This window comes from Nocardia sp. NPDC050378 (assembly GCF_040655675.1).
Classification (GTDB): Bacteria; Actinomycetota; Actinomycetes; order Mycobacteriales; family Mycobacteriaceae; genus Nocardia; species Nocardia coubleae.
This window is the reverse complement of sequence record NZ_JBFAKI010000034.1, coordinates 1-12,097: the sequence shown is the minus strand read 5'-3', so window position 1 is coordinate 12,097 and position 12,097 is coordinate 1. Positions and strand designations below refer to the sequence as shown.

Annotated in this window: 7 protein-coding genes; 2 read left to right on the top strand and 5 right to left on the bottom strand. The window is 63.9% G+C overall.

What is annotated here, in order from left to right; translation table 11 throughout:
• The first annotated feature begins 39 nt into the window (after positions 1-39).
• The gene (locus AB0I35_RS32155) at positions 40-345 is read left to right on the top strand and encodes a hypothetical protein (protein ID WP_357400074.1); all 306 of its coding nucleotides are present in this window, start codon (positions 40-42) and stop codon (positions 343-345) included.
• Between the two features lie 262 nt (positions 346-607).
• Here AB0I35_RS32155 and AB0I35_RS32150 read toward each other — a convergent pair whose 3' ends face one another.
• From AB0I35_RS32150 to AB0I35_RS32130, 5 genes are all read right to left on the bottom strand, one after another.
• Positions 608-1,009, bottom strand: coding sequence for a nuclear transport factor 2 family protein (locus AB0I35_RS32150; RefSeq protein ID WP_357400073.1), 402 nt, complete (start codon positions 1,007-1,009; stop codon positions 608-610).
• Positions 1,010-1,418: 409 nt separating this feature from the next.
• On the bottom strand, positions 1,419-3,215 hold the full coding sequence (locus AB0I35_RS32145) for a gamma-glutamyltransferase family protein (RefSeq protein ID WP_357400072.1): 1,797 nt from the start codon (positions 3,213-3,215) through the stop codon (positions 1,419-1,421).
• A gap of 17 nt (positions 3,216-3,232) precedes the next feature.
• Positions 3,233-4,150 (bottom strand): LLM class flavin-dependent oxidoreductase, encoded by a 918-nt coding sequence (locus AB0I35_RS32140; RefSeq protein WP_357400071.1) that lies wholly within the window; start codon positions 4,148-4,150, stop codon positions 3,233-3,235.
• Positions 4,147-5,052 (bottom strand): hypothetical protein, encoded by a 906-nt coding sequence (locus AB0I35_RS32135; RefSeq protein WP_357400070.1) that lies wholly within the window; start codon positions 5,050-5,052, stop codon positions 4,147-4,149. The genes AB0I35_RS32140 and AB0I35_RS32135 overlap by 4 nt, the downstream gene beginning before the upstream one ends.
• A gap of 20 nt (positions 5,053-5,072) precedes the next feature.
• Complete coding sequence (locus AB0I35_RS32130; RefSeq protein ID WP_357400069.1) at positions 5,073-5,537, bottom strand: VOC family protein; 465 nt, start codon at positions 5,535-5,537, stop codon at positions 5,073-5,075.
• A gap of 306 nt (positions 5,538-5,843) precedes the next feature.
• On the opposite strand from AB0I35_RS32130, the gene AB0I35_RS32125 reads away from it, so the two are divergent.
• Positions 5,844-12,097: amino acid adenylation domain-containing protein (locus AB0I35_RS32125; protein ID WP_357400068.1), on the top strand; the 6,254-nt coding region annotated here is incomplete at its 3' end.

The following is a 12,097-nucleotide window of genomic DNA, read 5'->3' as shown; positions in this document are numbered from 1 at the left end:
ACGGCCTTCTCACGAACCTCGGGCGGGTAACGCTTCGACATGATGGGAACCATCTTCCTCAAAGACGGAAGCGGCCCCAAATCCGTGACGGTTCACGCCGACCGGCTTCACACGCTGCGGGAACGGCAGAAGGCAATCAACCAAGAGCTACTAGGCAAGGATTCTTGTCCGGAGTCGGTATCAACATCAACAGGGGAACAGACGCCGACGAAAACTACAGAATTCCTCCGGGCATCCGAGTTGCGCGACGCCGCCTCGGTAATGGTCCATCAGGAGTGTGCCGCCGCAGGCGTAACGGCAGCAACGGAATCTCGATCCTCACCAATCCGCGACGAGTTCAGGTGAACGTCGCGGGGTCAGGCTGCCCATTCTGATTTCGAGAACTCTGCACTCGCTGCACGATCCGTCTTCGTCGCCGACCGCCAAGGTGGGCGAGGTGGCGCGTACCCGGATACCGTCTCACGCTCACCTTTAGTGACAATTTCTGCATCGAAGATTTTGTCGCTGAAACTGAGCCATGCAGGTTACGGCGCTGGGCTCACATTCGGAGGCGCGGGCCAGCTGAACAGAACCCGGTCGGGTATCCCGTCGTAGGTGAACTGGCTTATCACGTCGCTCCTGGGATCACAGTCGGCCCGTAGCCGAAAAACCGCCAGCGTTCACGCTCGCGCACCCACACCGCAAGCGCGCTGTTGGCCAGCCGCTTGCGCACCCCGCCCGCGGTGATATCGGCGTGCATCTCTCCGGAGACCAGGGCGGTATCGCCGACCACTGCGATCCGGTGCACCGGGTGGTCGATGTGGTGGTAGACGTAGTGCCGGTTGCGGAGTTTGGCCAGATAGCTCTCGAGGGTGTCGACCTCGGCGTTGGAGTGGGTGTATAGCAGGTCGGGATGGGCGAGTGCGACGAAGCGGTCGATGTCGCCGGCCACCATCGCGGTATAGCGTTCGGTCTCGAGTGCTCGGATGGTCGCCACGACTTCAGCGTTGGGGGGAATGGCCCCGGTCATGCGTGTGCTCCTGACTGTTTTGGCGGGGGAATGGGTTCGTGCTCACCGGGTCATGGCGGTGTCGCAATGTGGTGGTGATCTGAGCCGGGCCGATCGAGATGGTATCGTTGAAACGCTCAACGCGGCTCGGGTGTCCGGACAACCTGAGTTGTCAACGTCAGTCCAAGGTCCATACGAATCAGCGACATTGGTTACCTCGACCGGCGTCGTCTTCGGTGTGATGAGGGCCTGCTGTTGTAACCGTCGCGCGCCTGCTCGTTGTAATAAGGCGGCCGCAACGCGGTGGACAAGGTTGACCGCCAGTGATGCCGGATGGGGCTTCGTCCCCCGACCGCCGTGCCGGTTAGGAGAGCTCTAAAGCGATGAGCCACCGCACTCTGGTACGGGCGGCGACTATCAACCTCCAGTGTCAGCGTGCAACACCGTACGCCTGCTCCCCCCGTGGGGACGCGGCGGCGAACACCCCCCCGTCCGAACGGGCGCCAGTCGCGCATACCTTGCCGAGCGACATGGCGGGTGTGACGCGCACCTGGTGGCCCCGGCGCCGCAGCTCGGCGATGGCGGTCTCCGGGATACCGTCCTCGACGGACACGCCGAGCGGGAAAGATTGCCGCGGGCTGAACGACGTCGGCACGTGCTCGCTGTGGAAGGTGGCGGCCTCGATCGCCTGCTGCGGGCTCATGCCGAAGTCGACGTGGTTGAGGAAGAAGTTCAGCGTCCACTGGTCCTGCTGGTCCCCACCAGGAGTGCCGAAGGCAAGGTAGGGTCGGCCGTCGTCAGTGCAAACGAGCGTCGGGCTCAACGTCGTCCTCGGCCGTTTGCCTGGTGCGAGGACGTTATTGTGCCCCTCGGCGAGCAGTGCCATCTGCCCTCGCGTGCCGAGGGGGAATCCCAGACCGGGCACTACGGGCGAACTCTTGAGCCAGCCGCCGCTAGGGGTTGCTACCACCATGTTCCCTTCGCGGTCGGTCGCGCTGATGCAGGTCGTATCCCCTGTACTCGCAGTCAACCGCATGATAGCGGGGATGCCCTCGCCCAGTTCAGCGAGCCAATCCGGGCCATCCGTCGCCGTCGAAGATGGGGCGAAGGACGGAACCCACGGCACCCGACCACCCGGGGAGCCCGGTCGGAGGATGCTTGAGGGCGCACCGCTGATCAGGGCGCGCCGCGCAGCCGAGTACTCAGGATCAAGCAGCGCCGCAATGGGTACGTCCGCGTGATTTGGGTCGCCGTACCACGCTTCACGGTCCGCGAAGGCCAGCTTTGCGCACTCGACCACTGTATGGAGGTGGTCGGCACTCCCGAAGCCGAATTCTTTGAGGTCGAAACCCTCCAGCAGCGCCAGTTGCTGAAGGAATACCGGCCCCTGGGACCAGGGTCCTGGTTTGTGGACGAGAAGTCCTCGATAGCCGACGACGACAGGGTCCTCGACGACAGGCCGCCATGCTGCCATGTCGGCGCCTGTCAGTAGTCCTGCGTTGCGAGACCCTGTTGAGTCGAGGGGCTTCGCAGTTGCCATAAAGTCGTCAATGGCTTCGGCGACGAAACCCTCATAGAAGATGTCGATGGCCGCCTCGGCCTGCGCCTCCCGGTTCGACGTCCGTGCCTTCGCCTCGTCGAGGATGCGTTGAAATGTTCTCGCCAGGATAGGATTTCGTACGCGTGCCCCCGGTTTCGGCGCCCGCCCGCCGTTGAGATAGGTGGCTCCCGATTCCGTCCACTCGTCGCGAAACAACGGTGCCAGCGCGCTGATCATCCTCGATGCATTGGGCAGCAGTGGATATCCGTCCTCGGCATATCTGATCGCAGGCGCCAGCACGTCCGCGATCGGTAGCCTGCCGTACCGACCAACCACGCGCAGCCATGCACCGAACGCACCGGGCACGCAGGCCGGCAGCAAGCCGGAGGCGGGTACTTCAGCCAGCCCCCGCTCACGGAACGCGCCGACGGTGGCCGCTGAGGGCATTGGACCTTGTCCGCAGACCACCTTCACTTCCTCGGCGGCTGCGTCGTAGACCATGATCGGCGTGTCGCCCGCTGGCCCGTTTAGGTGCGGTTCCACCACCTGGATAACGAACGCCGCAGTCGCGGCCGCGTCGAAGGCGTTGCCGCCCCGGTCGAATGCCGCCGCGCCTGCGGCAGACGCGAGCCAGTGCGTCGACGAGACGGCGCCGTTTGTACCATGCAGTTCCGGGCGAGAGCGCACCGAGTATCCTTCCGGTCTCAACTGTCCTGAGTGGACTCAGATGGGGTTAGTAGCTCGCCCGCAATGTTCTCGAGCACTGACATGCTTCCCTCGTAAGGGAAGTCCGGGCGGGGCCAGTGTGAGACGAGGTCGGTGAAGCCGATCTCGTCCAACATTCCGCAGGCGTCCCGGTAGGACCCCAACGATTCCAGTTCGCCGCCGACCTTCGCCCCCGTAACCAGCATCCGGCGCACGTCCTTCGGGGCGCGGCCCGCCTCGTGGCAGGCCCGATCCAGTTGTGCCGCTTGCTCACGCAATGCCGGGATGGCGGCGTCGAACCGCGCCAGCTCACCGTGGCCGGGCCATCCTGTGGTGACCCAGACGTCGCCGTGCTTCGCCGCAGTGTGAATCCCCTTCGGTCCGGTGGCGGCCACCGCAAGGGGGATCCGGGGCTGCTGCACGCTTCCGGGGTGCAGGTGGACTTCGGTCGTGCTGAAGTACTTCCCCGTGTAGGACGTCACAGGTTGGCGTAGCAGCAGGTCAGTGAGCTCGACGAACTCGGTAAATCGGGCGGAACTCTCGCGCCGGGATAGTTCAGGTTGCCCTACCACGGCGTCGTCCTGTCCGCCCGCGGCGCCGGCACCAACACCACAGACGACTCGACCGCCGGAAATGTCGTCCAGGGTCATCATGTCCTTCACAAGCGCGACCGGGTGGCGGATACTTGGGCTGGCCACCAGGGTGCCGAACCGCAGCCGTGTCGTGGACGCTGCGACCGCTGCCAGCGTCGGAACGGTGGCGTACCACGCCTTCTCCCGGAACCAGCGCCACACCAGATGGTCATACATCCACGCGTGGTCGAACCCGAACTCCTCAGCCAGAACCCACTGCTCGCGGGCGACCTTCCAGCTATGCTCGGGCAGGATCATCACGCCGTGCCGAAACCCGTTTCTCATGTCCGCCTCCCTGCCGACTGTGCACTGGGGTGGGACGCCGCCGAACCTGCGATGTCCACCATGATCTCGAACAGTTCCTTCTGAAGTGCCTGGACAGGGGTGGACCTAAGTTCGTCGGGGAACTCCTCCGGATAGCAGGCAGCCGCCGGGTACAGACCGTTTGCGTTGATGTCGACGACTACCGCCCTGCAGCGGCGCACCAGTTGCGTGAGGACTTGCTGCACGGGGACCTGTGCGCGCAGCGTGATGAAATAACAGTCAAAGAATGTGGCCCAGGTTTGTGGTTGCCTGCTCAGTGAGCCAGCGGCGGCGACATTCTGGAGCAGTGATCGTCCATTCGGGACGAGCCTGGAGGCGACGCCTATATGAACCTGGTTGGCGAGCCCGATCTCACGCAGCAGCTGTTCTTGCTCGTTCGGCGCGACTGGCGGAAGTTTTCCACGCCGGAACAGCCCGCGCAACGGCACGTAGTCCGGCGCCCACGTACCGCTGAAACCGGGGTGCACGCGGTACATGCTCGGTCGGATAAGCGAGTTGTAGATCTCTCTGGTGCAGGAACTCGTGTATAGCAGTGACGCGCTATAGCCGCGGACCCAACGCGCGATACTCGGTCCCGAACGGTCGCCCTCGGCGACCCCAGCCATCCGGTTGGCGATCAACTGCCAGAGGATGAAGGAGATATGGTGACCGGTGATCCACCGGAACCAGAACAGCCGCTCTAAGTCCTCTGTGGTGACAGGGGAGATCGTGAGCCGGTGGTGGTTGCCGCGCTTGGTCGTCAGGTGTGCCGACTCGTCGGCCGCCTCGGTGTAGACCGGCAGCGAGCCTGGTTCTGGAAGCACGAGCGGTTCAAGACCATACACCGAGTCGCCGTAGCTCCACTCGTCGAGCGCGGAGGACATGTCCGCTTCAGTAAAGCTACTCATTGCGGCGAGGGGTTGAATGTGAACTCGTACTCAAGACCGTTGACGTCGAAGCAGTAGAAGCTCTGGACGCCGTCGGAGTCTGTGACGATCTCGGTTGGTAGGTCGGGACGCTCGAAGGTGTACTTGCCTGACTCGCGTAGTTCGAGCCATCGCTCGCGCCAGTGCCGCAGCTCCGATTCGGACTCTACCGACCAGCAGACATGCTGGAACTGCACGGCGACACTGTCGAGTTGGGGTGACTTAGAGTCGCGTTCAAACAAATGGAATTTGATTCCATTGGCGGCAAGTTCCACCAGCTGAATTATCCCGGGAAGTCTGCTTCTCGTCAGGGCAGAGAAGCGATCCAGCGTCCAGTTTTGTTTGGCGCCGAAATACTCCCGATACCATGCCAACGAACCGCTCAGATCGGCCGTCTGCACACCTATGTGATCCAAATGTGGCGCCAGTGGTGGCGTTGCCATAAAATCCTCCCCTTCAGCGTTCCGGGGGATGCCGTATCCGGATCCACCGCCGGTTCGCAAAACTTCCCCGCAGAGCTGCCAACTGGAACTATAGCAGTTGGCTTGCCGGCTGATGGTTTCGAATCTAGCACGGCCACACCAGCTTTGGGAACGATCGGAAGGATGCGATGGCTGTGACGCACGCCACTGTTAGGTCCGCAAAGGATGTGCTAGAAACGATTGAAGGCAACACGTTGCCGCCGAGTTGTATTTCTTGAGTTTGACCGTCTTCCCGTTTTCGCGGGAGTCGCAGGGGGAGGCAGTTTCGTGCTTTGTGAAGTTTCCCAAAGAGGCAATAGCTTTCCGCTGTCGGCGGCCCAGGAGGGGGTCTACTTTGGCCAGTTCAACTCTCAGGAAAGCTCTCTTTATCGTTTGGGTGAGTATTACGAAATAGTCGGTGAACTGAGTGTTAACACTTTTTCCGAAGCGTTTCGGATAGTGCTCACCGAGAGCGAGGGCCTGCGTGCCAGAATCAGCTACGACCACGCCGGGCTGCGTCAAACGTTCATTGATCAGGAGGTTGACCTACGGGTCGTCGACCTGACCTCATCGGCGAGTTGGCGGGCCGACGCCGAAGCCGTGATGCGTGCCGACATACAGACAACTCTGCGCCTGGATCTCGACCCGCTTGTGACGTCGGTGCTGTTTCTGACGCCCGAGGACCGATTCCTCTGGTATCACAGCTACCACCACATCGTCGCCGATGCCTACACCATGGCAATCGTCGCCCGCAGGGTGTTCGAGGTGTACGACGCCTTGCTCAGGAGCAGGCCTCGCCCAGACCGATGGTTCGGTTCCGTCGCGGCGCTGTTGACCGAGGAACGCCGCTACTTGGACTCGCCCGATATCGAGGCCGACCGCGCCTACTGGCGGGAGCAGCTGCACGATGCACCTCTGCCAGGGCCGAGCTTCGCACTGACCCCCGCCACTGCTCTCGGTGAGTTCCACCGAAGACGGTCTGTGTTGCGGCTCTCTGAGCCTCCGGTCGGCTATGGGCGGCGGGACTGGGCGGCTACCGCCGTCGCGGCCGTCGCCGCGTATGTCCAGCGCGCCACCTCGGTGAGTGATGTCGTCCTCGGCTTCCCACTACACGGCCGCACCACTGCGCAGGCCCGCGGAGTGCCCGCAATGATTTCCAACCTGCTGCCGCTACGGCTCCACGTTGCGCCGGGCGACCGGGTTGCGGAACTGATCACCCGTGCCCGACGGGCCGTGGACGGATCCGCCCGACATCAGCTCTACCGGGGCGAGTTCCTGGCGCGCGATGGGATCATCCCGGCCGACATCAGATCGATCACGGGCGTCCGGGTCAATATCATCCCATTCCCCCTGGTGAGCAGCTATCCCACCTTTCGTGCCGAGCGGCGCAACGTCGCGCTGGGAGTGGTCGACGACCTCACCGTTGCTGTGCACGGCGATCCGGCACAAGGCGAGGTGCTGGTCGACAGCGAGTTCAACCCCGCGGCTTACAACCCGCAGGAAGCAGACGTGCACCACTCAAGTGTGCTCGCCATGCTGCGCCGGTTCTATGATCTCGACGCCCCGGCCCTGCGCGTTGCCGACATCGACCTACTCTCCGAGCCGGAGTCGAGCCAGATGATCGCCGACTGGAATGGCGCGGCCCGCGATCTGTCGGAAGCCACGTTGCCGGAGCTGTTCGAGGCTCAGGCGACCCGCACGCCCTCCGCCGTAGCTGTCGTGTTCGAGGGCGCAAAGCTGACCTACGGGGAGCTGAACTCCCTGGCCAACCGGCTGGCCAGGGAGTTGATTGTTCGCGGTGTGGGTCCCGGGGCGATAGTGGGACTGATGCTGCCCCGGTCGCTCGACCTGGTCGTGTCAATCCTGGCAGTGCAGAAATCGGGCGCGGCTTACCTGCCGGTGGACCCGGACTATCCGGCTGACCGAGTGGCATACCTGCTCAGCGACGCGACCCCTGCCGTGGTCTTGGTCGCCGGCGCGACGGCGGAGACGGTGCCAACAGGCGTGGACCATATCGCGGTGGACGGGCCGGTGTTCGACCGGCCCGAGCACGACGTGACGGATGACGAGCGGATCGGTGTGCTGTCGGCGGACTGTCCGGCACACGTCATCTACACATCGGGTTCAACCGGCCGCCCGAAGGGGGTAGTGGTAACGCATCGGAATGTGGTGCGACTGCTGGGCGGTGCCGACCACTGGTTCGGGTTCGGTCCGAAGGACGTGTGGGCGTTGTTCCATTCGTATTCGTTCGACTTCTCGGTGTGGGAGTTGTGGGGTGCTCTGGCACATGGCGGGCGACTGGTGGTCGTGCCGTTCATGACGAGTCGGTCGGCGCCGGATCTGGTGACACTACTTGCCGACGAAGGCGTGACGGTGCTGAGTCAGACGCCGTCGGCGGGCGAGCGGATGGTCGAGGCGCTCGAGTCGCGGCCCGACATCGCAGACACCCTCGTTCTGAGACGGATCGTGTTCGGCGGCGAGGCGTTGCCGGCGGAGCTTGTGAGTCGGATGTCGGCCGTGCTGCCCGATGTTGGGGTCGTGAACATTTACGGGCCGACCGAGACGACCGTCCACGCCACCACCTGCCACGTTGCTGCCGGTACCGGCGCCCCGGCGATCGGTGGCCCCGTCGACGGCGCCCGGATTCGTGTTCTGGACGCCGTCCTGCGGCCCGTCCCAGTAGGGACCGCAGGAGAGCTGTACGTGGCAGGTGCGGGTGTCGCGCTGGGCTACCACGGGCGGCCCGCGCTGACCGCCGAGCGGTTCGTTCCGGATCCCTTCAGCGAGGACGGCTCGCGGATGTATCGCACAGGTGACCGCGTGCGATGGCGTGCGGACGGCCAATTGGAGTTCGTCGGCCGGGCGGACGACCAGGTGAAAATTCGGGGCTTCCGGATCGAGCCGGGCGAGATCGAGGCGGTGCTGCGCACTCACCCCGAGGTTCGGCAGGCCGCGGTAGTCGTGTGGGAGGACCGGCTCGGTGATCGTCGTCTGGTCGGGTACGTGGTTCCCGAGGACGACACGCGCACCATCGAGGACACCGGTGAGCGAGTGGACGAGTGGCAGTCGGTCTACGACTCGCTCTACAGCGGGGGTGATCCAGTTGAATTGGGGGAGGATTTTCGAGGGTGGGAAAGCAGCTACGACGGTTCACCGATTCCGCTGCCCGAAATGCGGGAATGGCGAGACGCGACGGTTGCGCGCATCGCGGCCTTGGGCGGTCGTCGAGTGCTCGAGGTCGGGGTGGGCACGGGTTTGTTGCTGGGGAAGTTGGCGGAGAAGTATGACGAGTACTGGGGCGTGGATTTCTCGGCGCCGGTAATCGACCGTCTTCGTGCCCAGGTCGCCAAGAACGAGCGGTTGGCGGACCGTGTCGTGCTGAAGGTAGCAGCCGCCGACGAACTCGAGGATGTTCCCCGGGGTGCGTTCGACACGGTGGTACTGAACTCGGTGGCGCAGTACTTCCCGAGCGCAGAGTATCTGGTACGGGTGCTGCGGGATGTAGTGGGCTTGTTGGCCCCCGGCGGCCGGGTGTTTGTGGGTGACTTGCGGGACCTACGGTCGCGGCGTTGCTTCCACACGGCCGTACGTCTCGCCAGGACCGAGTCGGACGCGGACGTGGTCATGGTGCGGTCTGCTGTTGAACAGGCGATCGCATTGGACAAGGAGTTGTCGGTCGACCCGGCATTCTTCGCCGCTTTTGCCGACGAAGTGGGTGGGATCGGTGCGGTGGACGTGCGGGTCAAGCAAGGTGGTGCGCACAACGAGCTGACGCGTTACCGCTACGACGTCGTGCTCCACAAAGAACCTGTCAACGCCCTCGACGTGCGCGACGCCCCCCAACTGCACTGGGAGCGTGACGTCTCGGACCTGCATGAGGTGGACGCGCACCTTCGCGACCAGGTCCCGACCGCGGTTCGATTATGTTCTGTGGTCAACGCTCGCCTGCACGGTGAGTTCGCCGCCCTGCAGGCGCTGGACAAGGGCGATTCCGTGTCCCGCGCCCAGCAACTCGCCACGAGCGTGGCAGGCGTCGAGCCGGACGCGCTGCGGGAACTGGGCGCACGTCACGGATACGAGGTCGTCGTGACATGGGCCGGGGGACTGGACGGGACCCTGGATGTGATCTTCCACCGGGGCGCTGGCAGGCCGGTCACAGGCACGTACCTGGATACTGCGGGGAAGTCGCTCACCTCGTGTGTCAGCAACCCGTCTGCGGTCGACGGTCATGGACGCCTTGCGGCGGAGCTGCGTCGGTTCGCCGCGAGACGCGTCCCCGACCACATGGTCCCGTCCGTGATGATGGTCTTGGCGCAGCTTCCCCTTACTACGAATGGCAAGGTGGACCGCCGCGCGCTCCCTGCCCCGAAACTGGCAGGCACAGGCAACTCCGGACGGGCTCCACGGTCGCCGCATGAGGAGATTGTGGCGGGCTTGTTCGCTGAGGTGTTGGGGCTGGCCTTGGTGGGTGTCGATGACGACTTCTTCGCTCTCGGTGGGCATTCGCTCCTGGCGACTCGCTTGGTGAGTCGGGTGCGCGCGGTTTTGGGTGTCGAGTTGGAGATGCGTGCCCTGTTCGATGCACCAACCGTTGCCGGCGTGATGTCTCGGTTGGATGGTGAGCGGCCGGTGCGTCCGCCGGTCGTCGCTGTTGAGCGGCCGGAGTTGTTGCCGTTGTCGTTCGCGCAGCGGCGGTTGTGGTTCCTGCATCAGTTGGAAGGTCCGAGCGCCACCTATAACATTCCGATGGCGTTGCGGTTGACCGGGCGGTTGGATGTGGCCGCGTTGCGGGCTGCGTTGTCGGATGTGGTGGAACGCCACGAGGCGCTGCGTACGGTTTTCCCCGAACACGACGGCGTACCGCATCAGCATGTCCTCGACAACGTTGTGCCGTCGCTGGATGTGACCGAGGTGTCCTGGGACGGGATCGATCGCGGCGTGCGTGACGCCGCGCGTCGAACCTTCGATATCACCGTCGATGTGCCGATCCGCGCTCACCTGTTCTATTCGCAGGATGATGACGAGACGTCGCGCGAGAGTGTGTTGTTGTTGGTGTTGCATCACATTGCCGGTGACGGCTGGTCGCTGGGACCACTTTCCCGCGATCTGGCCTCGGCCTACACAGCCAGAAGCCTTGGGAGTCTTCCGGATTGGGTGCCGTTGCCGGTGCAGTATGCGGATTACACGCTCTGGCAGAACATACTCCTCGGCAACCAGAACGAACCGGAGAGCCTGTCCGCCTCCCAACTGACGTACTGGCGTCGCGTGCTGGAAGGGATGCCAGAGCAGGTTGGCTTCCCCGCCGACCGGCCCCGGCCCGAGGTCGCGACGTTCCGGGGCGACTTGGTCGACTTCCAGTTGGATTCCGCCCTGCATCAGCAGATCGTTGACGTCGCCAACCACACCGGTGCCAGCGTGTTCATGGTGTTGCAGGCGGCTGTCGCGGCCCTGATGACGCGCCTTGGCGCGGGAACCGACATTCCGTTGGGTAGTCCGATCGCTGGTCGCACCGACGAGGCTCTCGATGGTTTGGTCGGGTTCTTTGTCAACACGCTCGTGCTGCGTACCGACACTTCGGGCAACCCAACCTTTGCTGACCTAGTGGCCCGGGTACGTGCGGACGACCTGTCCGCGTATGAGCATCAGGACGTGCCGTTCGAGCAGCTCGTCGAGGCACTGAACCCGGCTCGGTCCATGGCGTATCACCCGCTGTTCCAGGTCCTTGTGACCCTCCGGGACGTGGCCGTGCGGGACTTCCGCTTTCCGGGTGTCGACACCGTGTTCGAGTTCGTCGGCACCGGTACCTCCCGATTCGACCTGTCTCTGCAGTTCGTGGAGCTGCGATCCGGCGGGTTGCCTAGTGGCCTGCGCGTCGTCGTGGAGTACAGCACTGATTTGTTCGATAGGTCGTCGGTGGCGGGTTTTGTCGACCGGTTGCGTCGTCTTCTGGACACGGTCACGGTCGATCCCGACACGCGGATCGAGACGGTGGATCTGCTGACGGAGGCCGAGCGACGGCAGTTGGTGGTGGAGTGGAACGACACCGCTACCGATGTGCCCGATGTTGCGTTGGCGGAGCTGTTCGAGACTCAAGTGGCACGCACCCCGGACGCGGTGGCGGTGGTCTTCGATGATGTTCAGTTGACCTACGGCGAACTGAACGCGCGGGCGAATCGGTTGGCGCATGAGCTGATCGGGCGGGGCATCGGGCCAGAGCACGTGGTCGGTGTGGTGCTTCCCCGGTCGGCGGAGCTGATCGTCGCTTTGATGGGAGTACTGAAGGCGGGGGCGGCTTATCTGCCGGTGGACCCGGAGTATCCGGGAGAGCGGATCGCGTTCATGCTCGCCGACACCTCACCGACGCTCACCCTGGTCGTGCCCGACACTGAGCACAGGGTTCCCACCGATGTGCCTTGTCTGCTGCTGAGTTCTGATGCGGTTATCGGCGGTATGGACCGCAATCCGGTTGCACGTGATCGAAACGGGTCGCTGAGCGCGGCGAGTCCGGCATATGTGATCTACACGTCCGGTTCGACAGGACG

Excerpts from the sequence above, each read along its gene's own strand:
- AB0I35_RS32155 (WP_357400074.1), top strand. The coding sequence starts at position 40 with ATGATGGGAACCATCTTCCTCAAAGACGGAAGCGGCCCCAAATCCGTG.
- AB0I35_RS32150 (WP_357400073.1), bottom strand. The coding sequence starts at position 1,009 with ATGACCGGGGCCATTCCCCCCAACGCTGAAGTCGTGGCGACCATCCGA.
- AB0I35_RS32140 (WP_357400071.1), bottom strand. The coding sequence starts at position 4,150 with ATGAGAAACGGGTTTCGGCACGGCGTGATGATCCTGCCCGAGCATAGC.
- AB0I35_RS32135 (WP_357400070.1), bottom strand. The coding sequence starts at position 5,052 with ATGTCCTCCGCGCTCGACGAGTGGAGCTACGGCGACTCGGTGTATGGT.
- AB0I35_RS32130 (WP_357400069.1), bottom strand. The coding sequence starts at position 5,537 with ATGGCAACGCCACCACTGGCGCCACATTTGGATCACATAGGTGTGCAG.